A 26660-nucleotide genomic window follows, 5' to 3' on the forward strand; every position below is an offset into this window, starting at 1 on the left:
GCATTTTTACGATTTTTCCGACGGGTAGACTTTATTTTCCCTTTCGAAAGACCGAAAAGTCTGCATAGGCAAAGAACACCCTTGGCCTGACGGCCGAGACACCGGCCTTTTTAAGCGTTGAAGTGATCGCGACATGAAAACTGAACAGGCAGATCAGAGAGCACTCCAATCAAATACCGACGGGCTGCTCTTGGTGAAACCCGTTCTGAATGAATTGGGATGCGATGAAAACTCCCTGACTCAGGCCACGATCATGATGGTCGACGACGAGGAAACGACCATGGAGATCATGCGGGCCTATCTGGAGGATGCCGGGTATCAGCATTTTGTGCTCGTGGAGGATTCCTCTCTGGCCATGGAGCAGATTGAAGAGCATCGACCGGATATCCTGTTACTTGATCTGATGATGCCAAAAGTCCCGGGATTCGAAATCCTGCAGCATGTGAGGAACCATCCCAAACTACAACATCTTCCTGTCATTATCCTGACTTCCTCCTCAGACGCGGAAACCAAACTCCAGGCTCTTGACCGGGGTGCCACAGATTTTCTCGCCAAACCGGTCGATCCCAGTGAATTAAAACTTCGGGTTCGCAATACGCTTGCCGCCCGAGCCTATCAGAACCAACTTGCCTATTATGATGCCTTGACGAAATTGCCGAACCGGAGTTTGTTTCTCGACCGATTGGCTTGGTTTATCCAGCGAGCGGAACGCCATCATGACAACCTGGTTTTGCTCCATATTACCCTCAACCAGTTCAAGCGCCTTTCCACAACCTTCGGGCCGGAAATCTCGGATCTGCTCATCACGCAGATCGCAGAGCGGATGAGTTCCTGCATGCGCCGATCGGATGTCTTTGGGCGGGGAATACCCGATTCGACTGAGCTGGATAGCCTGTTTCGCGTGGATGGGGATGAATTCTCTTTATTGTGCCCGACGATGGCACAGACCGAACATGCAACCAAGTTGGCTTCTCGTATCCTCAAGGTCATGGAATCTCCATTTAATGCCAATGGGACCGAGGTCTACATTTCCCCGAGTATTGGTATTGCAAGTTTTCCTGCGGATGCCACAGACCTGACCGCCCTCATCCAATGCGCCGTTGGTGCGAGCACCCAGGCCAACTTGCATGGAAGAGGAGGTTTCAATTTTTATTCGAGCGAACTGAATGCTCAAAGCCTGGAGCGCCTGCGCATGGAAGCAGACTTGCGCCATGCGATCGAGGGAGAGCAACTGCTGTTGTATTATCAGCCGAAGGTGGAGGTAAAGAGCGGTCACATCATCGGGGTCGAAGCGCTGGTTCGATGGCAGAAACCGGACGGCACGCTTATCTTCCCGGATCAATTCATTCCCTTAGCCGAAGAGACCGGCCTGATCATCTCTCTGGGTGAATGGGTGCTCAAAGAAGCGTGCGCGCAATTAGCCCGCTGGCAGGCTCAGGGCATATGGCTTCAGGTGGCGGTCAATGTGTCGGCAAAACAATTCAATGACGGTTATCTGGTGCATTTGGTGAAGGAGACTTTACAGAGCAAGGGGATCGATGCAAAGTATCTAACACTCGAGCTGACGGAAAGCCTCTTAATGGGAAACGCAGAGCAGGCCGTGGAGACCTTGAACCACCTGATGGCCCTGGGGCCAAAGATTTCAATGGATGATTTTGGAACCGGCTACTCATCTCTCAGCTATTTGAAACGTTTTCCCATTCATGAGTTGAAGATCGACCGCTCCTTTTTGACCGATATTACCCATAACCCTGAAGCCCGGGCCTTGGTCTCTGCCATGATTTATCTGGCGCATGAATTTTCTCTGACGGTTGTCGCCGAAGGGGTAGAGAATCAGGAGCAACTTGATCTTCTCTCCAATCTGAATTGCGACCACTACCAGGGTTATTTCTTCAGCCGACCTATCAGGGTTGAGGCCCTGGCTAGTCTGCTCCATCCGGAATGCCATTCGGTAAAGGCCTAGACTCTTTCGCTGGAGATCTCGCAATCTCGCCTGTTCGCTGGACATCGACCCCGTTCGCTCCAATGCCATCTCCTGTCATCCGGTCGGATCGTCTTTTCCATACACCGAAGCCCCACCCATTCCCCACTCTTGGGGTGCAAAAAAAATCCCTGTACAAAGGCTGATTTTTACGCATCTCACGATCTCCCTACCCGACACGCGTTTGTAAATACTTGAAAAAACTTTCTGAAACGTCAGATGGGTTCAACGAGCGACGCAATCGGGAAGTCCTGGGAAAATCGTGGAGTACGAACATAAAAAAACGGGAATTTCCAGATCCCGCTCAACCTCTGCCGGTTGGGGGTTCTTTTGCAGACTTTAATGCATATGTTTGATTTCTCAATTCTTTCCGGTAAACGACCGACAATAATGAATGGAAACCTCTAACAGCGTGAAAATCTCAGATGAAGATAATCGGTATTATCATAGGCATGCCCCCCGTTTCTAAACACATCAAAGCTCCAAATCTTCGCTTGTAACCATGAATACCGGCATTGCCAGCTATAGAAATATCTTCGTCGGTCGCCAGCCCATTTTAGGTCCGAACCTGAAAACTATCGGCTATGAGGTGCTGTATCGAGACTGTGAATCCAACTCCGCGAACATCCCTGATGAAGCAATGGCCACAGCCCAGGTCCTCTTAAACACCTACCTCGATATTGGCCTGGAGCATGTGGTGGGAACCCACCTGGCTTTTTTGAATATTCCCACACAATTTTTATTAGATAAACATTGTGAGGCGCTCCCGAAACACCGCGTGGTCTTGGAAATATTAGAAACGGTGGAGCCCACCCAAGAAGTCATTGAAGCCATGACCTCCCTCTCTCAGCAGGGCTATACCATTGCCCTGGATGATTTTGTCTTCCATGATCGCTTTCGACCGTTTCTGGAATTGGCCGATATCGTAAAAATCGATGTGTTAGGTAAAAGCTCCGAACAATTACAACACGAGACCCAACAGCTCCGGAATTACCACGCCCGCCTCCTCGCCGAAAAAGTGGAAACACGGGAGGCCTTTGAGACCTGTAAACAACTTGGGGTTTTCTATTTTCAAGGATTCTTCTTTTATCGCCCTGATATTATTCGCGGGCACGAAATCCCAGGCAATCGTGTCGCCCTCCTGGAATTATTAGGAAAAATTCAGGATCCCAATATCTCCTTTGAAGGTCTGGTCGAGTGTATCCGAAACGATTTGTCTTTGAGCTACAAGATTCTTCGATATGTCAATTCGGCTTCTGTCGGACTTCCCAGGCGAGTGGAATCCATTGAGCAAGCTGCCTGTATGGTAGGCCTCGACCGGATACGCACCTGGGCCTCCCTCATTGTAATGGCCATTGGAAAGGACCAGCCGATGGAAATGCTGGTGATTGCCTTGGTGCGAGCGAAAATGTGCGAGAGCTTGGGACAGCAGCTTGGCGCGGATTCTCCAGAGAAGTATTTCACCATGGGCCTTCTGTCAGTCTTAGAAGCCTTGTATGGATCTTCTATGGAAAAACTTGTGGGGAACCTTCCGCTCCCGGACGATATTCTTGAAGCCTTAATACTGGAGAAGGGAACAATGGGAACTGCGTTGCGTAGCGTGAAAGCCTACGAAAAGGGGGAGTGGTTGCAACTTAAAACACTCCAACTCTCCCCTGGCACAATTCGGGATTTCTATGTGCAAGCCATTGATTGGGCCAACCACTTCTCTCCTATGATTGAGGAGCCCGCATGACAGTCTGACAAAACCGCCCAGTTGCTCACATTCGCTTACTTCAGCCCCCATCCCCTTAAGACTCCCCTCGCTCTTGTAATCGCTGCCAGATTTTTTTTGAGAAATTAGGCATCCCTATATCCACATGTTAGAATGATTTAGGGCTATCGGGTAGTTGGTCTGATTGATGCCACCTCAACACACATTCACAAGTCACTATAAAAATTAAAGATATTTATGACATTCATCCCAACTTCGGAAATCACTCCCATCTCTTCATCCGGAAAGACCTCCCGCAGGAGAAACCTTCCTTCCTGGTTCAAAGTCCGTTTTCGGCCGGGCCCCCATTACCAGGAAATCCGTGAACTGATGGATACCCACCGCCTGCATACCATTTGCGAAGAAGCCCGATGTCCGAATATCTGGGAATGTTGGAATAATCGAACCGCCACGTTTCTTATTCTTGGAGATATTTGCACCAGGCGGTGTCATTACTGTTCGGTTACCACCGGACGCCCATCTGCAGTGGACCGAGAAGAGCCTCAGCGGGTGGCAGATGCCGTCAAGCTCCTTAAACTGCGGCACGCGGTGGTGACATCGGTTAATCGAGACGATCTCCCCGATGGAGGGGCTGTATTGTTTGCGGAGACCATTCAACGAATCCGCCATGAAAATCCCGCATGCACCGTCGAAGTATTGATCCCGGACTTCCAAGGACATCAGACTGATCTGGAAATAGTCATGCAGGCCAAGCCGGATATTTTGAATCATAATATTGAGACCATTCCTCGCCTTTTCCCTTCCATTCGTCCACAGGGAAAATACCAACGCTCGCTTCAGGTCCTTGATTGGGCCAAGACCATGGGAGGACGAACCAAATCGGGGCTCATGGCAGGTCTGGGAGAATCAAACGATGAAATCCGTCAGGTGATGCGGGATCTTCGCCGAGTGAATTGCGACATTCTGACCATCGGCCAATACCTTCAACCGACTATCCAGCATGCGCCGGTTTCTCGATACTATAGTCCGGAGGAATTCGAAGAATTCAAACAGGAGGGAACGGCTTTAGGTTTTCAGCACGTAGAGTCCGGCCCCCTCGTCCGCTCGTCTTACCATGCAGAAGAGCAAACACACGGACAGACCCGTGCCTGAATCCCAAGCCATTCGATCTGGTGGGCCGCAGACCCCAGTCAGACCGGTTGGTGAAGATCTAATCGTGAACCAGGCTTGTCGGACTTGGAAAAAGAATAATTCTGCTTCTGGGCGAGGGAATCCAAATACACATGCTCGCAGAGGTTCCGAAGAGTGACAAAATCGAATTGCGTATACTCGTGACAGCAGGTTTCACATTTCATCATTGGCCTTCTCTCCAATAATTTGCAAACGTGCACCGAATACATTAAAATTAGCGGAAGGACGAACACTTCGAACTACGCACCGTATCTCCCCCAAGTGATAAAGTGAATAATTCTGAAATGTCCACCCTTCCCGCATTTGTGACATCGCGGTGTTGTTCTTCTATCTCCTTCCGCGATGCCTTCCTCTCCTAAAATTCTTTCTCACGGCTTTTTCTCATAGAACCAATTTCGGCACTCACTGTTATCGAATGATCAACGCATGTCCGTCCGGGGCCGAGACCAGAGCACTAACGGGTTGCCCGAGTTCTTTTTGCCCATTCGGAAAGGCAGTATCTTTCCCCACCTGGATTTTGATCGGTTGTTCGGCTGACGCCCCTTCAATGATAAAAAGGTCTCCCTGGATAGCCTGAAGCGTCCCTTCCACATTGACATATCGTGCCGTCGAAGTCGGCGAATTGGTCTGAAGTTCCTGCCGAACTTGGGGTGTTTGAGCCATCTGTTCCCCGTCCATGGCAAGCCCCGGAAGAACTCCCTGGAAACAACCCATCACCAACATCAAGATACAAAGTTTGGTCAATGGTTTCATTTCAACCTCCTTCCACGACAAATAAATGCACCTAAAAACCTTATCGTGTTTCATCGCTGACATGAAATAAAACATTGCAAGGCTCATTCCCTACTATGACATCTTTTTTTTCATGAACAACTTCAAGTGGTTAGATGTCATCTGTGGCAAACCGCAACAGGTGACACATAAGGATGTGCAGGCAATCGCCTACAACTTCACCAACAAAGCTGTAGGGAGATAAATGCAGATGGGCAGATACCGGAAAACGAGGGGCCCTTTCTCCGGTTGATGAAGAAGGGGCCCTTGTGAAGGATGATTTATTTGGAACGCGCCATGCGCCCCAACCTCTCAGGTTTAAACAAGAAATCTCCTCAAGAGGAACTTTTCATGATTCAAGATGGCTTTTCTCTATCCCACCATGATGACCATGCTATTTTTTGGGATACTCTCCATGAGGGTTTTTGCTTTCATGTATCTCCCCTCCATGAAAGGCCATCCCTTCCATATGCTCACGAAGCCGGGACCGAAACTGCTCATATTGCGCGGGCGTCAAGACCTCTTTGACTTTGAGATAAACCCCGACACGATACATCATCATGTTTTTTTGTAATAGGCTGATTTCATCGACCTTACTGGCAATGGCGGCCATATCGGGTTGCTTCGCATCCATGAGAGTCCCCATATCGACCATCGCCACCCGCAAATCGGCCCCGTTCTGAATCATGGTTTTCCGATAGTCCAATTCAAGCGGACGGAGCCGGGTCACCTGATCCTCGGAAAGACCCAGCTCCTCTTTCATGTCCAAGGGAGAAAGACCACCATGATGTTCCATCCCTTCATGAGCACTGTTTCCATATCCCATTCCCGCATGCGGCTGTTTCCCATGTGGATCTTGTGCACTCCCGGGGTCCGCTCCTGCCAAGGACCCTGTTCCCCCCACTAATGCCACCAATCCCGCCACGACCATGAAGTGTTTCAAACCCTGCATACTCAAATCCCCTTTCTTGAAAGTAAAATTATTCGCCCTTCCCAAACCAATGACCCATGCCTATTTTATAGTCAACTCCGCACTCCATAAAAATTTCTTAATTAACTATAGCAAATTCATCGGGAAAGTTGGGGGGAAGGTCACGAGCAAGGTATACTGGAGTTATGCGTCATTATTCGGAGATGAAATCTAAGAGAAAGAGAAGGTGAGATGGAAGATTTTTTGCCAGGCCTAGCGGGGGTTCCTGCCGCGAAATCAACAATCAGTTATGTCGATGGAAACCAGGGAATTCTCGAATATCGCGGGATCCCGATCGAGGAACTTGCCACCCGAAGCACCTTTACCGAAACGGCGTTTTTATTATTATTCAACCGGCTTCCAACCCGGGAAGAACTCTCCCGGTTTCAGGAGGATCTTACTCATCATCGGCGGATCAAATATCGTATCACCGATCTCCTGAAATGCCTCCCGGAGCATGGACACCCGATGGATGCCCTGCAAGCGGCAGTCGCCGCCCTCGGCATGTTTTATCCGGTGCCGGATGTCCGTGATGATGCCACCCGGTACTGGACCGCTGTCCGGCTCATCGCCAAACTCCCCACCATCGTTGCCGCCTTTGCCCGCCTGCGTCATGGCGATGAGCAGATACAACCGCGTGACGACCTGTCCTTCGCCGAAAACTTTCTGTACATGCTCACCGAAAAAGTCCCTGCTCCCGATATTGCCAGGATGTTCGATATCTGTTTGATTCTTCATGCCGAACACACCATGAACGCCTCGACATTTAGCGGACTGGTGACAGCCTCCACACTAGCCGATCCGTTTACGGTCATCGCCTCTGCCATTGGCACTCTAGAAGGCCCATTACATGGCGGCGCCAATGAGGCGGTCATTCACATGCTGGAGGAGATAGGAACGGTTGAGGCTATTCCTGCATACCTGGACCAGAAATTTTCATTAAAGCAAAAAATTATGGGGTTCGGGCATCGGATTTATAAAGTCAAAGACCCACGCGCCACCGTGTTACAAGAGTTCGCCCAGGAATTGGATACCCGACCGGATGGCAATTCCTTATTTGCGCTGGCCAGGGCGGTTGAGCAGGAAATGGAAAAACGCGTGGGACCCAAAGGCATACGGCCCAACGTGGATTTTTACTCCGGGATTATTTACCATCGAATGGGCATCGACACTGATTTATTCACCCCGATCTTTGCGATGGCAAGGGTGGCGGGGTGGTTAGCGCACTGCTTTGAACAATATCAGGATAATCATTTATTCCGGCCTGACCAGATTTATGAGGGGCCTCGCCATCGTGCATATCAATCAGTGGAAACGCGTGAAACCCGTTGATCGGGTCACATACCCGACCGACATCATTGCTGTAAGAATCTTTGTGCCACGCATAGGTGCCTGGAAACAATGAACTCTTCCTTTTCTTATGATGTGCTCGTCATTGGGGCCGGCCTGGCCGGCATGCGGGCCGCCATCGCCGCGCATACCCAGGGGGCTTCTGTGGCTATCATGACAAAAGTGCATCCTGTGCGCAGTCATTCCAATGCCGCGCAAGGCGGCATTAACGCCGCCCTGACCGACCGGGGAGACCACTGGGAAGACCATGCCTTCGAAACGGTGAAAGGCAGTGATTATCTCAGCGACCAGGACGCCGTTGAGGTTCTCGCTCAAGAAGCCGGCCAGGATATTATCGCCTTGGAGCATATGGGGGTCATTTTTAACCGAAACGAGGAAGGCCAGCTCGGGACGCGCCGGTTCGGCGGACAGAAACGGGCACGAACGTTTTTTGTGTCCGACTTTACCGGGCAGGCGCTGCTTCACGTGCTGTATGAACAAACGCTGCAGGCAAAAATTCCCGTCTATGAAGAATGGTTTGCGACCTCCCTCGTGAAAGACGATCAGGGCCGGTGTGCCGGAGTGGTGGCCTTTGAAATTCGCACAGGAACGTTCGCACTATTTCGAGCCAAAGCCGTGATCATGGCCACAGGCGGCTTAGGCCGGGTGTACGAACCCAGCACCAACGCCTTGATTTGTACGGGAGATGGCATGGCCGTGGCCTACCGTGCCGGGGCGCCCTTAATGGATATGGAAATGGTGCAGTATCACCCGACGACCCTGAAGGGGAAGGGCCTCCTGATTACAGAAGCCGCCAGAGGAGAAGGGGCTTATCTTCTCAACAGCAAGGGGGAGCGCTTCATGGAACGCTACGCGCCCAATATGCTGGAGCTGGCTTCACGAGATGTCGTCTCCCGTGCGGAACAAATTGAAATCAATGAAGGGCGCGGCATCAAAGGCTGCGTCCTGCTCGACTGCCGGCATTTGGGACGGGCCTTTCTTCAGGATCGTCTCGGACAAATCTATGCCGAAGCCAAAACGTTTGCCAATATCGATTTGGCCGAGGAGCCCTTACCCATCCGCCCAGGGATGCATTACCAGATGGGAGGCATCAAAACCGATACCGAAGGCCGATGTTGGGATGTCAAAGGCCAATGGGCCGGCGTGCCAGGTCTTTTCGCTGCGGGAGAAACCGCGTGCGTGAGCTTGCATGGCGGCAACAGGCTTGGCGCGAACTCTCTCTTGGACACCGTCGTATTTGGACGACGGGCAGGAACATGTGCCGCGGAGTATGCCCATACACTCCCTTCTTCCACCATTCCGGACAGCGCGATGGAGGCAGACACACGTCTGGTGGCGGACATCGTGTCACGGAAAGGACCGGGAGAACGAGCGGCTGCGTTGCGTCTGGAGATGGGCACCACCATGAACCGGCATGTGTCGGTCTTTCGTGAGGAGGAAGGCATGGAGACCGCCCTCCACCATATCACCCAATTGAAAGCACGCTGGCCCGATCTCACCATCCAGGATAAAGGGCAGGTGTTTAATACCGGGCTGATCGCGGCATTGGAACTGGGGTTTATGTTGGACTGTGCCGAAGCCATTATTGTGGGCGCGCTCACCAGACAGGAAAGCCGAGGGGCCCATTTCCGGACGGACTATCTTGATCGGGACGACGAACACTGGCTCAAACATGTGTTGCTGTATCATAGACCCGATGCTCCGCCACACGTCGACTATCTCCCGGTGCGCATCACCCAATGGCAACCGCAAATTCGCGTCTATTAATGCAATTAAATGGCCCATCATGGCTTCTTCGGAACCTGAGAGTTGCGAAGACATCCGGTAACGGCTTGAAGGAGGTATACTGTAAGCATAAGCCGAGGAAACATACCCACTGATGCACACCACTCTTCGCATACGCCGCTTTAATCCGGAGCACGATCATCCCTCCTCGTATTATCAGGAATATGATCTGGAAATTGATCCTTCCGACAGTGTCCTCGATGGACTGATTAAAATTCGAGAAACCATCGATGATTCCTTAACACTGCGTTGTTCCTGTCGCGGAGCTATTTGCGGGTCCTGCGGCATGCGCATTAACGGGCACGCCACACTGGCCTGCAAAACCAAGATGATTTCGGTCGCCTCGGAAGGAGGGACGATTCAGGTTGAACCCATGAACAATATGCCGGTCATCAAGGATCTGGTCACGGATATGGCACCGTTCTGGTCAAAGATTCGACAAATTCAGCCGTGGCTCCAAACGGAAGGGCCGCCTCCAACCGCTGAATACACCGCATCCCCGAAGTCCATGAGCCACCTTTCCGGGGTCATGAGCTGTATCATGTGTGGCGTCTGCGTCTCCGACTGCACGGTCCTGGATATTGACAAGACGTTCGTCGGGCCTGCTGCCCTGGCGAAAGCCTACCGGTTCGTCGCCGACCCGCGGGATGCGGCGGCTTCCCAACGACTGAATTCCCTTAATCAGGCAGGCGGCATGTGGGATTGCACCCGGTGCATGGAATGTATTCAGGTCTGCCCCAAAGGAGTAGGCCCGATGGACCGCATCATGGCGTTGCGGGCAAAAGGTCTGGCAGAAAAAGTTCCGGCCACCTGTGGCTCCCGACATGCCGAGGTATTTTCGGACATTATCAAACACAAAGGAATTCTTGACGAACCGATGCTGGCGATCAGAACCTTCGGCCTGAAAAACATTGGCCGGTTATTCGGTATGATCCCCATGGTTCTTCAATCTGTCCTCAAAGGCAAAGTCCCCCTCTCGGGTCCGCTTCACCGTCCGATTTCCGGAATCCACCATATCCAACGGCTCTTCAAACAGGTCAGGAAAAAACGATGACGTCTGTTAAAACCATGGCTTTTATTTCCGGGTACAACCCTTTTCTTCCTGGTATGGGGAGAAAACAAGAAGGGAGAGAGCAATGAAATATGCCTTCTTTCCGGGTTGCGTCTCCAAGGGAGCCTGCCCCGAATTGTATCAATCCGTCATGCAGGTCTATCCCAAATTGGGAATCGAACTCGCAGAAATGACGACCGCTTCCTGTACCGGTGCGGGGGTCTTGCAGGAAAAAGACCCGCGGTTGGGCGATGCGCTGAATGCCCGCACTTTTGCGCTGGCCGAACAACAGGGTCTTCCCATCATGACTATCTGTAGTACCTGCCAGGGCGTGATGAGCCAAGCCAACCATCGTCTCACCACCCAACCGCACTACCTTCAGGAGATTAACGGCTTGCTCCAAGAGGAAGGATTAACCTATCGGGGAACCACCACGGTCAAACATTTTTTGTGGATCCTCCTGGAAGATGTGGGCGAGGAAACGTTGCGACAACACATCACCCGTCCCTTATCCGGTCTTCGTGCCGCGCCGTTTTATGGGTGCTATATCCAACGGCCGACCAATGCGCTGGAATTCGACCGGCATCCTGATCGGGGAAAGTCGCTTGAACGGATCATCGAAATATTAGGAGCGGAGGTCGTGGACTTTCCAGGGAAAACCCGATGTTGCGGATTTCCCATTTTGACCATTAATGAAAAAAACTCGCTCACGATGGTCGCCACGCATACGCGGGATGCCAAATCACACGGAGCCGATATCATGGTGACCCCCTGCCCGCTTTGCCATCTCAACCTCGACGGCATGCAGACCAAAGCCGCCAGCCAGGAACAGGCTTCCATCGATCTCCCGATTCTCCATCTTCCCCAATTATTAGGCCTTGCCATGGGGTTGGATACCAAGAGCCTCGGATTACAACGAAATCTCATTTCTCCCGAATCCGCTCTGGCTAAAATTGGTGGCGGCGGATAACCATCGTTTTCCTGTTGAAAGTCTGCATTATTAGAGCGGTGCCTCATCCAAGCTTAACGCAATCGCATAGATCCCGAATTGGGGCACCCAATGCCCGTGCTTGCGATAATCATCCCGCCAATACTGTGGCATCTCCATATGCGTCACAATATGGTTCACGTACAGGTCACGAAATGCCGAGTTCCGAGTGGATTGAAAGAGCGTCCAGAATGCCCAAGCTCGGCTAAAGTTGAGTCCTGCGGAATGTGGCGTGAGAGCTGTGGGGATCGGTTCCATAGAAAGGCCGTCTGGACAAAATGACTCAAACCATCGCCAGGATTCTTCTTCGGGAAGAATCGTAAAAATGGTTCTGGTCCGTTGCAGAGAGGCCGCAAAAAACTCATTCGTCACGTTGTCATATGAAGGAGGCAGGGTCTCATCAAGAAGGACAACCCACATTTGTGTAAAGCTAAGAAGTTTTTCAACTAAAACTTGGTCTGCCTTCCATTGACTCCACTTCCACAAATTCAGCAAGGCCCATGACAAATTACCATAGTTCCTCTGTTTCAAATGACCAATAACCTCTCCAGCGGAAAGAGAAAAAATCCATTGTTCTAAATGTGTGGAAATTTCTGCCGCCAACGGGAACAAGTCTGTCTTCCCCCACCCCTGCTCCCGTTCTATGGCCAGTCGCAAAAACCAGGAAAAGCCATAGGGTATTTCATCATTGAGTTCCCCGTTCCTGAGTGAGGCCAATTCTCCCTCCAGACAATCAGGCGAAAATGCCGCATCGACTATTTCAGCCCAGCGAGGGTGTCCGGTCAGCCGCGAAGCCGTTAATAACGCGTAGGCGCCATGAACACTGGAATGCCAATCGATACACCCACAGAAGGTCGGATGAGTCGTATCCCTCCGCAGAAAACTCTGCTCCACCGTCTCAGCCAAGATCCGCACATAGTCCAGCCTGGACCCGCAAAATGCCTCCCACGACGGATAGTGTTGACCGGACTGTGCATGCACCATTAATCCTACTCCCTATTTCATTCGTAACCTACATCACCCCTTCATGGCTCAGCGAGACAATCTGGTTCTTCTAGAGATTTCGTTTCCCTTCGCCAGATTTTGGATACGCAAACTCGTCGGAAATCTGCTACACTCCCTCGACATTCAGTTCACTCATGTTCATAGACGAAGGCGTTTCCCATGAATTTTGATCCAGCTATCGCTGCCCTGCACGCGCTCCAACACGCTGAGGAGCAAGGAGAACTTGGCGATCTCGAATCGGATATTTTAGAAGCCGAGGGGATATTTTCCACCGATCAAGGACCACAAGCCAAGCGCGCATTTGATACCCTTCAGGAATTGGGAACACAGCTTCCACAAGCTCGACACCTCCAGGAGTTCCTCATTTACATTACCTGGCAGCAAGTGACCGAAGGTCCCCTGCCCCGATATTTTCAACTTGGGCTGGACCTCTGCGATCGGTTCCTCGATCGATTCGGGAGGCAAATTGAAGGCACTCCCTCACATCAACACGTGGTCGCCATCCGGGAATCGTTTCAGGGCGGATTAGGCATCGAGGAAGAAGAGGATCTCATGCCGGAACATGACGAGGATGCGTTCCTGGGCGGTGATTGACCTTGAGACAACCCCTGTGCACTCACCGGTGTCTCCGGGAATGATCAAGCCTCATGGCGATTTGTCCGTTCGAGTGAATGAGCTTCGCCGGAACACACGTGGCGTCTCGCCTTTCCCCTCATCTCTCATTCATCCTTGCCTCACCAACTTCTCATTTTGTACAGTTCCCTGAAATCCATCACCCTAAAAATATACCAACGTATCGCTTCTTGCTCCACGCTTCGAATGCCCTCAACTAATCGAGCTTCGGCCCGCAAACCCAGATGGCCCGTTCCGATGGAAGTCAAACCCAGTGGCATTGAGGGCCGCGGCCTATTCACCAAAGTGCCATTGCGCCCCAGACAAAAAATCGGAGAGTATGAAGGGGAACGCATTACGCAACGGGAAGGACGCAGGCGCGCCAAAAACCAAAAGCGGATTGCCATCGTCGAAGTGAATAATGGGAAGTCGATCGATGGGGCAGCAGAGACCACAGGATTCCGGTTCATCAACCATTCCTGCACACCCAATACCTTTATGCGCATCATAGGGGAACGGGCAGAGTTTTATGCCTTGCACCCGATCAGGGCCGGCACCGAACTCACGCTCGACTATGGCGACTCGCACCATAACGGAAAACTGCCCTGTAGCTGTGGAAGTCTAACATGTCGAAGATTTCTTTAGAAAACCTCATACGCTTTCATTGCACATACCTCCCGGCTCGCTTCCTTCGACCAATGCCGTTCAACCCAAGATCTTTTCAATTCGACTTTTCGTGTTTTATCAGCCACCATCCATCCTTTTGTATCCCCATCCAGGACCACTTGCACATGTTACCTGTGCTAGAATCCAAATCCCTGGCTGGTCTTATTGCCCACTGAACGCTCATCAACCACACCGAAAACCATGGTCACTGACAATTCTTTTACGCGAGGCCTCAGTGGCCTTCTTTTTTTCACTTTCGAATGCATACTTGTCGGACTGTTGCTGTTCATGGGGATTCAGGGGAGTTGGGCGGAATCTGGTCCCCTCAAAACCGATCCTTTGCAATCCCCTTTGACCCGACTTCAAAAAATCCTGGCCGAGGGCAGTCAGAATTCTTCAGACCCGGCCATGCTCTTAACATTAGCCGGCCTGTATCTCGAAATTGGACAGGAAATCTATCAGGACGAGGGCCTGAAACGTCAGGCATTTGATGAAGGGGCCCGTCTGGCCCGACGGGCCCTTGATAGAGAGGAAGACAATGCGGAAGCGCATTATTTATACGCAGCGAACCTGGGAAGCTCCGCACAAATCGAAGGTGTCATGGCCTCGGCGTTGACAGTCAACACATTAAAGACTCATGTGCGAAGAGCCTTAGAACTCAACCCCCATCACGCACCGGCACTTCACATGATGGGGATGATGCTGGAGGAACTGCCATGGTTTCTCGGCGGTGACCCGGACATGGCCGTCACCTACCTGATTCAGGCCACGGAGGTGAAACCCGATTACACGCGAGCGAGACTGGATTTGGCTAAAATTTATATCAAACGGCAGAACTATCGTGCTGCACGGGAAGAATTGCGTCATATCATGGATGAACCTGCTCGATCGCCTGTATCGGAATCCGGACAACACCATTATCAGCAGGAAGCCAAAATCCTTCTTGACGCTCTTCCCAGCCTCCATTAAATCGAAGGTGGCTCCATGACGACCCTCCGCGGCACAATCGGGGAAGATTCTTGAGGAACGTTTATGGTTTTTTCGACAAACCTATACAGAGAACCCCCATTTTCTGATCTCCCGAGAACGTGCTCATGTTCAATATGAAAAATTTTAGTGCCTTCGATGTTTTGAAAATCACCACCCTGACTCTCCTGGCTGGATTGCTCGTCTCCCTCGGCAGCGCGAAAGGCTCAACCTCCCTATTTGCCTATGTTGCCTTATCGACGATTGTAATGCTGCAAATTATCGAAGTCTTGGCTCCACCTTTTTCGGTCTACCGACCGAACCAAAGACCCCGAATACTATTTCTCCGGTCAAGCATTGCTCTGCAGCTCCTGCTGGCGGCCCTCCTCGTCGCCGTCACGGACGGGAGCGGCAGTATCTACGAACTGGTTTTCCTGTTACCCATTATTTCGGCAGCCGCGAAATTACGAGGCAAAGATGTGATCATAGTCGTAGGATGCGCCGTCTTGTCAATGACGGGGTTTATCATCGCAGACATGAACGACCCTCCATCGCCGATCGAGACAAGGGAACTCCAGGACGCGTTAGCCGCCATTGTATATTTTACCATTGCCGGGCTGTTGACCTACTATTTTGCGAAAGGAGAACGAGATCAACGAAATCGACAGGAAATTCTGGCTAACACCCTTGAGAAAACAAATCAAGAGCTGCAAGAAACGCAACGGCAACTGATTGACCGTTTAACGGAAGTCGCCCAAATGGAAGAACGCCTCCAACGGATTACCCAGATGGCCACCCTCGGTGAAGTGGCCGGCCAAATGGCGCACGAAATTCGGAATCCCCTCGGAATCATTAAAGGCGCAGCCACGATGCTGGCGAAAAAGACCATTGATCCGTCTATCCGTCAACATGTTTCCGTTCTTCTGGAGGAGGTCACTCATTTGAACGCGGCTGTGGAGGGGGTGCTGCGACTGGGCACTCCACTTCGCATCCAATTTACAAAGATAGACTTAGGGAGACTTCTCGAAAAAGTCTGCCAGGTCTCAACGGCTTGGGCCGTTCCCTCTCAATCCGTCATCCATTTCTCTCTGCCCCCCGAACCATGCTATGTCCATGGCGACTATGACCTGTTGCACCAGGCCTTTACGAACCTGGTACGTAATGGCCTGCAAGCCATGACGAATGGCAAAGGGGGAGCCATGACGATACACATCGAAGCGTCTTCGAGCCAAAAAGAAATCATCACCACCATTACCGATAGCGGCGTCGGGCTTTCGGCACCGGACGCCAGTCGGTTGGGTGAGCCGTTCTTTACGAAGCGGCCCGGAGGCATCGGCCTGGGGTTTTCTCTTGCCAAGCGTATCATCAAAGAGCATGGGGGATCGATTGCTCTGGAAAGCGAACCAGGACAAGGCACCAGCGTATTTGTGCACCTCCCGGCTTATGGTGCTGATCCATCACAATCGGAGTCGGGGGAGACTCCGCTCTAAACACATAAAGGCCAAGAACCATGTCCACCATTTTAGTTGTTGATGATGAGAAGAATTATTTATGGATGCTCGATGAAGTCCTCCGCGAAGAGGGATATGACGTGCTCACCAGCGACAGTGCCGCCAAAGCCGTGCTCATGCTGAAAGAGGAATCGATCGACGTCCTACTCACCGATCTCCGCATGACCGGCATGGACGGTATGGCGCTCCTGTCTCAAGCCCGCGAAGTGTCCCCGACGACCAGCGCGATTCTGATGACCGCCTATGGCACCATTGAACGAGCTGTCGAGGCCATGCGCGAAGGGGCCTATGACTTTATCGTGAAACCATTTGACAACGCAGCCCTTCTTCGAACCATTCAAAAAGCCAATGAGCGAAGCACATTACTGCGGGAAAATCTTCGACTTTCTCAAGCCTTGACCGGACGATATCATTTCGATGCGGTGCCTGGAACCGGTCCCGCCATGAAGGCCGTCTACGACATCATCGCCCGCGTCACCGACTCCAAAGCCACCGTCCTCATTAGTGGTGAGAGTGGAAGCGGCAAAGAAGTGGTGGCACGGACGATTCATTTCAATGGTCCACGATGCGGGCGACCGTTTCTGGCTATCAACTGCGGTGCGCTCACCGAGACTCTCGCTGAAAGCGAACTGTTCGGACATGAACGTGGCGCGTTCACCGGAGCCAACACCAAACATGCCGGGCTGTTTGAACAAGCCAATGGAGGGACCCTTTTTTTGGACGAGATTGGCGAGTTGCCTCTCTCGCTTCAGGCCAAACTCCTGAGAGTGCTGGATTCACAGGAAATCCGTCGTGTGGGTGGAGAAAAATCGATACAGATAGACGCTCGAATTTTGGCAGCCACCAATCGTGATTTGCAAAGCGAGGTTCAACACGGACGCTTTCGTGAAGATTTGTTGTATCGACTGAGTGTCATCCGGATCGAAGTGCCCCCCTTGCGGGAACGCAGGGAAGACATCCCCTTATTGGCCAAAACCTATCTGGAGCAACTCAGACAAGAGGGAAGCACTCGGGGAAAACGGCTTTCCCCAAAGGCGCTTGACCATCTTCTTCACCATCAGTGGCGGGGGAATGTCCGCGAATTACAGAATGCCATCGCCTATGCGGCGTTAATGGCCAAGGAGGAGGACATTCAACCCGAAGACTTCCCCGTCGAACTGTCCGGGACCGGCGATTGGATCAGCACGCTGGGTCGCCTCCTCCCTCCCGATGCACCACTCGATGCCACCCTCAAAGCCATTGAGGGCTACATGATCAACCGGGCGATGACTATGGGCCATGGGGTTCAGGCCAAAGCGGCGGATGTCTTGCAGATTAGCCGCAGTCTTCTGCAGTACAAAATCAAACAACAACCTCCAGTGAGCACCGAGGATTAACCTCACTCCCCCCGTTCAATTTTTTTGATTCCCATCAAAATCCTTTTCTTGCCCGTCACCCTTTCAATCGGCTTTCAGGTCCTTTCTTTATCCTAACCATTTGAAATGATGGGCATTCTTGGGGGCAAATCCCCACTGGCACAATTCATGCTGAATTCAAGGAATAAAACGGGAGCGGAGGATACCGAAGTGTGTATCAACCATTCGGCGGTTCCTGGTTACATTGGCAAATCCCAAAGTCCCGCTTCCTATGGGATTGGCGATTTGAGTTTCATGGATGGGGAAGGCTTCCTGCACATCATCTGTCGTAAGAAAAATGTGTTGAGTACCTCTTTAAGGCGGAATATATCCCCTGAATGCCCTGAGAGCGAACCACTTCCACAGTCTGAGCGAGCACAATGTCTCGTTGTGGAGGATGGAGCTGCCTTTCCGGAAGCGTTGCTTATCCGCATCGCAAAGCAACGGAATGCCGTCACGTTGCCATAGGCGGCAGAGCGGGCTCATACGCTTGACCAGTTTATACACAGCTACGAAAGGGACCAAGGCCAGGCCTTATATCGCAATGTGGTCTTAAAGATACGAGAGGCCGGAAGCGCGAAATCATTAGCAATCCTATCATCCGCTGATTCAAATCTTGTTCAAAAAGGAATTCTATGCCAACTTTTTTTGAAAGACTGACAGATGAGACTGAATCAGAACGTCAGGAACTGAGCCGGATACCGCAAATCACCGATGCCCTGCGGGGCGCCATATCTCAAGAAACCTATCTGGCCTTTCTCGAACAGGCTTATCACCATGTCAAGTATACGGTGCCGTTGATGATGGCCGCCGGATCCAGGCTTTCGTACCAAAAAGAATACATATGCGAGGCGCTTGTGGAATATGTGAAGGAAGAAGCCGGGCACCAAGAGCGGATCCTCAATGACATTACCCAAGCAGGTGGTGATGCAGAGGCCGTCCGTCATGGTCAGCCGAATTTCGAAACGGAAATGATGGTGGCGTATGCATTTGATTATATATGCCGCATCAACCCGGTGGGCTTTTTCGGCATGGTCTTTGTTCTTGAAGGGACGAGCACGGTCCTGGCCACCAAGGCCGCCGATGCCATGCGGCAATCACTTCATCTTTCCAAGAACTGCTTTAGCTATCTCTATTCACATGGCATTTTGGATATTGAACATATGCAGTTCTTTGAACGGTTGGTCAACCGAATTCCTGAGGAAGTTGACCAGCAAGCCATTATTCATATGGGCAAACGCATGTTTAGGCTCTATGGCAATGTCTTTCGTTCGATCCCGCATAACGGCAATCAGGTGCAACATGTCGCTTAACGGTCAGCGCATGGTCGTGACCGGTGGCGCTGGAGGAATTGGTTCCCTGTTATGCCGGGAATTGCTAAAGCAGGGCGCCAAAGTCACCGTGGTTGATTGCACGGAGCCTGTATCGGTTGATGCGGCGTTCCTCCGTGGTGATCTCTCGACATTGGAAGGAATGGCAGATATTGCCGACCGGCTCAAATCGCAACGCGTGGATATTCTCGTCAACCTTGCCGGCATCCAGTATTTCGGGCCATGCGAAGAACAATCACCCCAACAGACTGCGTTGCTGTATGCCGTAAACGTACTTGCGCCCGTCATACTCACCCAGGCATTACTCCCTCAAATGAAAACACGAGGTCATGGGCAGATTGTAAATGTGGGCTCCACCTTTGGTTCAATCAACTTCGCCCATTTTGCGACCTATTCCAGTTCCAAGGCCGGCCTACGCGGCTTTTCCGAGGCATTGCGTCGAGAAGTGAGAGCGGATGGCATAACCATCACCTATATTGCCCCACGTGCAGTGAAGACCGCGCTGAATACGGAGAAAATTCTTGCATTCGGGCGTATGACCAAGATGAAGTTGGATGAGCCGGCATGGGTAGCCAAGCAGATTGCCAGGGCCATCGCCGAACGGAGGAAGGATGTGTTCCTTGGCTTCCCGGAGAAGCTCTTTGTTCGCATCAATGCCATGGCGCCACGGGTGGTAGATCAGTTGTTACTGGAAAACGACCTGAAGGCCAAAACGTTATTTCATCTACCAACGGTAATCAATCAACCACGGAGTTCATCATGAAAAGAATGTTTCTTGTATCGCTCTCGGTTGTGCTTGTTCTATCCATTGCATCGTTCATGGCCCAGGCAGAACCCACATTACAGTCGGGGACATCGGTCTCATTGGTACAGGCATCTGATGATGCCACAGCGATGACCAAGGACATTCAGTTTCTGATGAAAGCCTGGGCACATATCAAATACGAAATCCGCGATAAGGACGAACAGGAAAAACAAATGGGGGGGTTGATGTCCAAAGCGGCAACCGTTACGAAAATGTACCATGAACATGCAGAGCCCTATATCTGGCAGGCCATTATCACGAGCACACAGGCTGGCATTTCAGGTGGATTGGGAGCTTTAGGACTTGCGGAAGAAGCCAAGAAATTGTTGGAACACGCTGAAGCGATTAACCCTCAGGCCCTGGATGGCGCCATTTATACCTCTCTGGGTGCTCTCTACTATCAAGTCCCGGGTTGGCCGATAGGCTTTGGTGATGATGAAAAGGCGCGTACGTATCTAGAACGGGCACGAACCATGGATCCAAACGCTATTGACTCCAACTATTTTTATGGTGAATTCCTGATTGACCAAGGTGAGTATGCCAAAGCCATCATGGTCTTGGAGCATGCACTTGCCGCACCGGATCGTCCGAATCGTCAAACAGCTGATGCGGGACGGCGTGCGGAGATCAGGCAATCCATCGCTACGGCCAAGAAAAAACTGGGGGCGTAATCAGCACCCGTGGTCAAGATTTTCCCACTTTCAACGTGCTCTCAATCCCCTTGTCACTTCAAGGAGCGGGTCAGGGTGAGAAGGGCAAGAGCCGTTGAAAGTTCAGATCCTGGCGGTGGCAAAATATGTCTACATCCCAGCCCTTACAGGGTATGATGGTGTTTGGTGGAGAGTTGGTTTCTTCTTGGGGTGCTTTTCGGGTGTCTTCGCTTCTCCCGCTGCTTTCCCCAGGCTACGGCGTGACTGGAAGCAACGGATGTCCATCAATTGCCCCTATGGTCAATGCGTCAAGCGTAACTCCATTTTTTCAGGAATAAATTGGCTCAGGCGCCTTGTCCAGAGCACATTTCAAGCATTCCACCGAAGTGTTGCACCCACGTGTTTTGGTGAAGACGTATTTTCTTAAGCTGAATATTCGGATCTATTCAGATTGTTTATCCTAATTTCCTGGATGGATTGAAAAATTCACATGAATCATGAAGGAAGGTCAGGCATGAGTAAAAAAATGTGGTTACTCCCAACCCTAGGTGCAATGCTCTTGTCACTATTCAGCTGTGCAAGTGATCGAAACAGCAAGAAGGCCGCGCTTGAACTGGTCACGCAATGCGACAGTTGTCATCGTATTGACTCAAAAATTTCTTCCATTGCCCCTTCCTTGGATGGCATGCCGGAAAGTTATCTTGTGGAGCAGTTAGAAAACTTCAGACAATCCAGGCGCGGAACTGATCCGACTGATGCGGTGACCCGTGAAATGAGCCAGCAGGCCAAGGCTTTAAATGATGAACAAGTATCCCTGATTGGCGATTATTATTCCGGGCGTCCACGTCAACACTCAAATGAGCCGGTAACCGGGGATTTGGAAAACGGAAAACAATTATACAAGGAACAATGTGAAGGCTGCCACTCCAGCATGTTGGGCCGTTACTTCACCAAAAGTCCACGGATCACGCATCTGAGAGGACCCTATCTCCTCGCCCAGCTCAATCAGTTTTCCAAGGGGAGTAGACTGGTGATGGCCGACAGCAAGCATAAAGAAAAAATGGTGGCTGTGGCTAAAAAATTAAGCGATAGAGAACAGTCGAATATCGTCGCGTTCATGAAAGAACATTACACAGATTAAATGCCATTTTCCATGAACTATTTCCGAACCTATCAGGTCTGGTCATCGTGAGCATGCGCAGCGTATTTCATGCAGGACTATTCTGTGCCAACCGTCAGGATTTTCTGCCTTTCTTAAATCTGCACACCGGCGGGATAATAAATTCGAAGCCTTTCATCAGATGCAATTGATCCACAGGGGTGAATTTTGATTCTTCTTTCATGACCCGCTCCGGGTTTCTTCTGTAGGCTAATGGCCTATGGCATGAGATAGATGGTTTTTCTCATTCCTGTTTTGCCTTGACGTATTTTTCTTTGGGGTTGGCCGGATTTTATTGACGTGCGTATGCCGCATTTCTTGGTAAACGGGTATATGGAGTTGTTTTTTAAGATTGTCTTGTTCGGGTATTTCGTTCTTTTTTTGTTTATGGCTTTACTTTGGCGCAGCTATGTCATTTTCGCACAAACAGGGATCAATGCCCTGACGCAATCCAACCAGCATTCCTTTCTCAAGTTTCTGGCAATCGTGTTTAAGATCCATTTACTCATGGTATTGGGTTTAGTGATAGATTATGTATTCGAATTTAATGTGCTAACCGGGAACCGGTTTAGCTTTTTCCTTCCTATCCGTTTCACAGCCTCGATAGGTAGTCTTTTTCTCATTACGGGTTTCATGATAATCGTGACAGCACAGAATCAAATGAAAACGTCTTGGCGCATTGAAATAGATACGAGAAATCCAACTCCTTTAATCGAAACAGGATTATTTCACTATTCGCGTAACCCCATATTCCTTGCTCTGAGACTCAACTATTTTGCGATGTTCCTCATTGTTCCATGTCCGTATTCCCTCTTAACGTTTTTGATTGGCGACTGTGCTTTTCAAGCACAGGTTAGACAGGAAGAACAACACCTCAGCAAAACCCATGGAGCGGTGTATAGGAAATATTGCTCCCGGGTTCCGCGATGGTTGTAAAAAGAAAAGAGAAAAATTAAGAGGAGACCACAGGGGAACAGATCAACTGACGCAGTTTCCTGCAGTGCACAATCAAACAACAACCTCCAGTGAGCACGGTGGAAGAACCTCACCCTCTCCGTTCAAATTATTTGATTCCCATCAAAATCCTTTTCCTGCCCGTCGTCCTTTCAATCGGCTATCAAATCCCTCCCCGGCCTTAACTCTTTGAAATGGCGGGCCTTCTTGGGGTGAATCCCCCCTGGCACAGTTCATGCTGAATTCATGAAATGAAACGAAACGGGTTTTCTGAACCTGCTCCATCAAAAACCAGGCCGGTGTCGTGATACAGATCCTGCAATCGCTTATCAACAAGGGAAATGAGGGAGAACCTATGAACCGGTATGACCAAACCACAGGACGTTGGGCCGAATCCTGCACCGCCCTGTTCCCCTTAAACGACCCCTGTTCAAAAAGGACCAGCCTGCATCTCTATTTTCGGACTTCTCAAGGGAGACAGTCGGTGGAAAACCTTATTGCCTCCGGGTATCACAAAAAATTCGGGGCACGAATTGCCGATTTCATGCCAATTCTCTTAAGCCTCCAAACTCTGGATCGTATAGCAGCCGTTGTGGGCATCCGGTCGGCGGCCGAGTCCGCCCTGTTTCTTGAAGCATACTTGGACGGCCCATTACTCCAAACACTCACCCGTTGCGGATTCCCCGACGTTTCCCGGACAGAGGTTGTCGAAATTGGCAATTTGGTCTCTACCCGCAGTGGCAGTAGCTTCCTGCTGTTTCTGGTGTTAACAAAAATGCTATTCATCTCCGATTATAAAATCGCGGTCTTTACCGCAACCAGCGAAGTGGCCAACCTGCTGACCAAACTCCAATTGCCCATCTCGCCCATATGCAAAGCCGAACACAGCCGCCTCACTCCTTCCCTCACGAACAAACCCCAAGCGGACTGGGGAAATTACTACGCCGCCAATCCCTGGGTATTTGCCATCGATGGTCGTCTCGCGATTAACAGCCTCACCTCCCGGTCCATGCTGGCTCAGTGGGTAGCCACCTACGACACGGAAATCACGAACATGCGCTGTTATTTATGAAAGAGCCTTCATCACCACGGTCCTTTGCCGATGAGCTGCGGGAAATTGCCCAACAGGAGGAGGCACGCCCCGCCGTCATCACCCCATCGACCCCCCTCAACTACGGTCAACTGTGGCATCGGATTGACCAGGTTGGTAATTTTCTCCAGCAACAGTCCATCGGCTCTCTGGCCTTGCTGGCGGATAACTGTCTGGATTGGATCATCGTCGACCTGGCTTGCCTTGCAAAAGGGATAGTCTGCATTCCCCTGCCCCGGTTCTTTTCCTTTGATCAGATTCACCACGCCTTACACCTGAGCGAGGTGGATGCGGTGGCGCATGACCCTGCGGATCTCAACAAGCTTCGGGGAAAGGACAACAGACCTTCATGGGCACTCCCTTCCACGACTCTGACGCTGACCTTCCGCGAGCGGACACATCCGGCGTATCCACCGAACACGGCCAAAATCACTTTTACCTCAGGATCCACAGGCACTCCCAAAGGAGTGTGTTTAAGCGAAGAGAATATCCAAACAGTGGTCAAGAGTCTGAACCAAGCGATCTTTGACCTCAACCTCCACACTCATCTGAGCCTCTTACCTTATGCGACGCTATTGGAAAATCTTGCGGGTATCTATCTGCCGTTCCTAAGGGGAGGCTCCATTTATGTAGCAAAATCCGATCTCCTCGGGTTAAGAGGGAGCCGGATGGAAACCATTGGTCCATTTTTACAAATAGTGGATGACACGAAGGCCCAGAGCATAATTATCGTCCCTCAGATTTTGAAAATGCTATTGGACGCACTGGACTCCGGGTGGCGTGTCCCGGCCACTTTAAAATTTGTAGCTGTAGGTGGCGGGAAAACGCCCTCTGCCTGGATCCAACAGGCCCAACAGCACGACTTGCCTGTTTATGAGGGATACGGGCTATCGGAATGTGCCTCGGTCGTCGCGCTAAATACCCCGAGGTCTCACAAACCAGGGTCCGTTGGTCGGATCCTTTCACACTGCCGAGTGAGAATCGAGGACGGGGAAATCATTGTCAGTGGAAATCATTTTCTCGGCTACCTCAATCCAGGCTCGGTACCCTCCCCTCCCTCCATCCCCCATCATCCCTTGGGTCCCGAAACTGCAACAGGGGATCTCGGATTTGTGGATGAAGAAGGATACCTCCACATTATCGGACGCAAAAACAATATATTGGTCTCGACCTATGGTCGCAACATTTCTCCGGAATGGCCTGAAACCGAACTACTGGCAACAGGGCTCTTTCGTCAATGTCTCGTCGTAGGGGAGGCTCGGCCCTACTGCATCGCACTCTTAATCCCGGCAGCGACCCCCCTGACTGTTCCAACCATCCAAAAGGCGATCGGGAACATAAACGGCCGCCTGCCCGATTACGCACAGATTCGTCAGTGGGCTCTTCTAAAAAAGCCGTTTTCGATAGAGGATGGATTACTCACCACGAATGGGCGAGTCAAACGCAAAGCGATTGAGAATACATACGCGGGTCTCATTGCTCAACTGTATAAAGATGCATTGGCAAAAGAGGAACGCCATGGGGTTTTATCAGGAACGGTAAAAAAACCCGAACCCGGGCAGAATGTCTTGCAAAAAGAGCTCTCACACATGAGAGAGGCCATACCACCTTGAGCGACGGTTTTTTGAATACCGTCCTGACAACTTCCCTTTCACCAGACAGCGGGACAATCAGCCGAGAACCAAGTCAACAAGCCCCACAGACGATACACGTCCCCGTCTCCCGTCCTTCTCCTGGAACCGCTCCTCGCGCTTCGGACAGAATGGGCCCGGATCAAACACCGGATCATTGATGAAGATCCACAATTTGCTGAGATTCGTCCACTCGCTGAACGATCCCAAAAATTAATGTCAGCTTTCCGGTTCAAGCCGACGACCATTGAAAAAAACTCAAAAATGAGGAACAAAGAAAGTAGGGTGGAGATGCAATAGAGACACGTAGACTGCGAAAAAGAGGCAACCAAGTCACCGGCTGTTTTTGCCATTCGAACCACATCCGTCCATTACTCCGATGGAATATCCCGAGCCTACTGATTGATTCGGGAGTGACCGGTCTGTACTCACCGTCGAGGATATAAGCTTTGAATTAACTATTTAGCCTTTGACGGTATGACTGTTGACTCGGTGAGGACCTATCCAGCTTGGCATCCCTGCACCATTGGCAAAGAATCTGTGTCCAGGCAAAAGAAGGTATGGCGTGGCGGGAGCTTTCGATTTTTCAGGATGCCGACCTGCTCCCTGTGCTCATCCTTCAGCATGCATCAGACATGAGTTGTTCGATCGAATGAAAGATTTTTTCCCGTGAGAGTTGATCCAATTTTTTTAATTTTGGGGCAAATTCTTGTACTTCCTCATCGCTCTTCAAATCCCATTTCGATTCAATTACGAATCTTAAAAATTTGAAATACAAGGATTTATCAGAAATTTTTGCCAATGGCATAGTTCATGCTGATTACGGAAATTCATACAGGAATATTTTCCTGTTCCTTCTGGGCAAAAACCTCACGTGAAGGATTACGTAAGGAATGAGGAAAAATTTCAGAAGTTACAAATGACAAAGATTTCATTGAGAGAGATCAGCATTCCGTTTGTTCGCGAGGGCGGACACACTCCGCTCCGCTCTGTGCGCGAATGGCTGCGCGGCCGGAAGATGGAAATCCAGGAACGACTGTGGAACATGAGTGGGGCGGCATGAGTATGGCTCTTTATGCGAAGGG

Annotated in this window: 24 protein-coding genes; 20 read left to right on the top strand and 4 right to left on the bottom strand. The window is 50.9% G+C overall.

Going from position 1 to position 26660, the window contains the following annotated elements; genetic code table 11:
• The first annotated feature begins 133 nt into the window (after positions 1 to 133).
• The 3 genes from H6750_16960 to lipA all read left to right on the top strand — a co-directional run bounded on the left by H6750_16960 (position 134) and on the right by lipA (position 4847).
• Positions 134 to 1963 (top strand): EAL domain-containing protein, encoded by a 1830-nt coding sequence (locus H6750_16960; protein MCB9775999.1) that lies wholly within the window; start codon positions 134 to 136, stop codon positions 1961 to 1963.
• 520 nt (positions 1964 to 2483) lie between these two features.
• Positions 2484 to 3716 carry an HDOD domain-containing protein gene (locus tag H6750_16965; protein MCB9776000.1) on the top strand — a complete coding sequence of 411 codons (1233 nt, stop codon included), beginning with the start codon at positions 2484 to 2486 and terminating at the stop codon, positions 3714 to 3716.
• Between the two features lie 216 nt (positions 3717 to 3932).
• Entirely contained in the window at positions 3933 to 4847 is a 915-nt protein-coding gene (lipA, locus tag H6750_16970) for a lipoyl synthase (protein ID MCB9776001.1), read from the top strand.
• 38 nt (positions 4848 to 4885) lie between these two features.
• Here the strand turns inward: lipA and H6750_16975 are convergent, their stop codons facing one another.
• From H6750_16975 to H6750_16985, 3 genes are all read right to left on the bottom strand, one after another.
• Complete coding sequence (locus H6750_16975; protein MCB9776002.1) at positions 4886 to 5053, bottom strand: hypothetical protein; 168 nt, start codon at positions 5051 to 5053, stop codon at positions 4886 to 4888.
• A 241-nt stretch (positions 5054 to 5294) separates the two neighbouring features.
• Positions 5295 to 5639: a hypothetical protein gene (locus tag H6750_16980; GenBank protein MCB9776003.1), complete on the bottom strand. Its 345-nt coding sequence runs from the start codon at positions 5637 to 5639 to the stop codon at positions 5295 to 5297.
• Between the two features lie 412 nt (positions 5640 to 6051).
• Positions 6052 to 6609: a Spy/CpxP family protein refolding chaperone gene (locus H6750_16985; protein ID MCB9776004.1), complete on the bottom strand. Its 558-nt coding sequence runs from the start codon at positions 6607 to 6609 to the stop codon at positions 6052 to 6054.
• 210 nt (positions 6610 to 6819) lie between these two features.
• Between H6750_16985 and H6750_16990 the strand changes: the two genes are divergently transcribed.
• The 4 genes from H6750_16990 to H6750_17005 all read left to right on the top strand — a co-directional run bounded on the left by H6750_16990 (position 6820) and on the right by H6750_17005 (position 11783).
• Positions 6820 to 7959, top strand: coding sequence for a citrate synthase (locus H6750_16990; GenBank protein ID MCB9776005.1), 1140 nt, complete (start codon positions 6820 to 6822; stop codon positions 7957 to 7959).
• A gap of 69 nt (positions 7960 to 8028) precedes the next feature.
• The gene (locus tag H6750_16995; protein MCB9776006.1) at positions 8029 to 9744 is read left to right on the top strand and encodes an FAD-binding protein; all 1716 of its coding nucleotides are present in this window, start codon (positions 8029 to 8031) and stop codon (positions 9742 to 9744) included.
• Between the two features lie 112 nt (positions 9745 to 9856).
• Complete coding sequence (gene sdhB / locus H6750_17000; GenBank protein ID MCB9776007.1) at positions 9857 to 10816, top strand: succinate dehydrogenase iron-sulfur subunit; 960 nt, start codon at positions 9857 to 9859, stop codon at positions 10814 to 10816.
• 82 nt (positions 10817 to 10898) lie between these two features.
• Positions 10899 to 11783, top strand: a complete 885-nt coding sequence (locus H6750_17005; GenBank protein ID MCB9776008.1) for a CoB--CoM heterodisulfide reductase iron-sulfur subunit B family protein — start codon at positions 10899 to 10901, stop codon at positions 11781 to 11783.
• A gap of 30 nt (positions 11784 to 11813) precedes the next feature.
• Here H6750_17005 and H6750_17010 read toward each other — a convergent pair whose 3' ends face one another.
• Positions 11814 to 12785 carry a DUF2891 family protein gene (locus H6750_17010; protein ID MCB9776009.1) on the bottom strand — a complete coding sequence of 324 codons (972 nt, stop codon included), beginning with the start codon at positions 12783 to 12785 and terminating at the stop codon, positions 11814 to 11816.
• 180 nt (positions 12786 to 12965) lie between these two features.
• On the opposite strand from H6750_17010, the gene H6750_17015 reads away from it, so the two are divergent.
• From H6750_17015 to H6750_17075, 13 genes are all read left to right on the top strand, one after another.
• The gene (locus H6750_17015) at positions 12966 to 13400 is read left to right on the top strand and encodes a hypothetical protein (protein MCB9776010.1); all 435 of its coding nucleotides are present in this window, start codon (positions 12966 to 12968) and stop codon (positions 13398 to 13400) included.
• A 276-nt stretch (positions 13401 to 13676) separates the two neighbouring features.
• On the top strand, positions 13677 to 14063 hold the full coding sequence (locus H6750_17020; protein MCB9776011.1) for an SET domain-containing protein: 387 nt from the start codon (positions 13677 to 13679) through the stop codon (positions 14061 to 14063).
• Between the two features lie 309 nt (positions 14064 to 14372).
• The gene (locus H6750_17025) at positions 14373 to 15053 is read left to right on the top strand and encodes a tetratricopeptide repeat protein (protein MCB9776012.1); all 681 of its coding nucleotides are present in this window, start codon (positions 14373 to 14375) and stop codon (positions 15051 to 15053) included.
• A gap of 125 nt (positions 15054 to 15178) precedes the next feature.
• Positions 15179 to 16540 carry a hypothetical protein gene (locus H6750_17030; GenBank protein MCB9776013.1) on the top strand — a complete coding sequence of 454 codons (1362 nt, stop codon included), beginning with the start codon at positions 15179 to 15181 and terminating at the stop codon, positions 16538 to 16540.
• A gap of 20 nt (positions 16541 to 16560) precedes the next feature.
• Positions 16561 to 17937 (top strand): sigma-54-dependent Fis family transcriptional regulator, encoded by a 1377-nt coding sequence (locus H6750_17035; protein MCB9776014.1) that lies wholly within the window; start codon positions 16561 to 16563, stop codon positions 17935 to 17937.
• Between the two features lie 653 nt (positions 17938 to 18590).
• A complete protein-coding gene (locus H6750_17040) occupies positions 18591 to 19268 on the top strand; it encodes an iron-containing redox enzyme family protein (GenBank protein ID MCB9776015.1) in 678 nt (225 codons plus the stop codon).
• Positions 19258 to 20049, top strand: coding sequence for an SDR family NAD(P)-dependent oxidoreductase (locus tag H6750_17045; protein ID MCB9776016.1), 792 nt, complete (start codon positions 19258 to 19260; stop codon positions 20047 to 20049). The genes H6750_17040 and H6750_17045 overlap by 11 nt, the downstream gene beginning before the upstream one ends.
• Positions 20046 to 20762: a hypothetical protein gene (locus tag H6750_17050; protein ID MCB9776017.1), complete on the top strand. Its 717-nt coding sequence runs from the start codon at positions 20046 to 20048 to the stop codon at positions 20760 to 20762. Before H6750_17045 ends, H6750_17050 begins: the two co-directional genes overlap by 4 nt.
• A 125-nt stretch (positions 20763 to 20887) precedes the next feature.
• Positions 20888 to 21079: a hypothetical protein gene (locus H6750_17055; protein MCB9776018.1), complete on the top strand. Its 192-nt coding sequence runs from the start codon at positions 20888 to 20890 to the stop codon at positions 21077 to 21079.
• Positions 21080 to 21255: 176 nt separating this feature from the next.
• The gene (locus H6750_17060) at positions 21256 to 21882 is read left to right on the top strand and encodes a c-type cytochrome (protein ID MCB9776019.1); all 627 of its coding nucleotides are present in this window, start codon (positions 21256 to 21258) and stop codon (positions 21880 to 21882) included.
• Between the two features lie 324 nt (positions 21883 to 22206).
• A complete protein-coding gene (locus H6750_17065) occupies positions 22207 to 22836 on the top strand; it encodes an isoprenylcysteine carboxylmethyltransferase family protein (GenBank protein ID MCB9776020.1) in 630 nt (209 codons plus the stop codon).
• Between the two features lie 373 nt (positions 22837 to 23209).
• Positions 23210 to 23926 (top strand): thermostable hemolysin, encoded by a 717-nt coding sequence (locus H6750_17070; GenBank protein ID MCB9776021.1) that lies wholly within the window; start codon positions 23210 to 23212, stop codon positions 23924 to 23926.
• The gene (locus H6750_17075) at positions 23923 to 25557 is read left to right on the top strand and encodes an AMP-binding protein (GenBank protein ID MCB9776022.1); all 1635 of its coding nucleotides are present in this window, start codon (positions 23923 to 23925) and stop codon (positions 25555 to 25557) included. The genes H6750_17070 and H6750_17075 overlap by 4 nt, the downstream gene beginning before the upstream one ends.
• Positions 25558 to 26660: the final 1103 nt, after the last annotated feature.

It is taken from the genome of Nitrospiraceae bacterium (assembly GCA_020632595.1).
Taxonomy (GTDB): Bacteria; Nitrospirota; Nitrospiria; order Nitrospirales; family UBA8639; genus Nitrospira_E.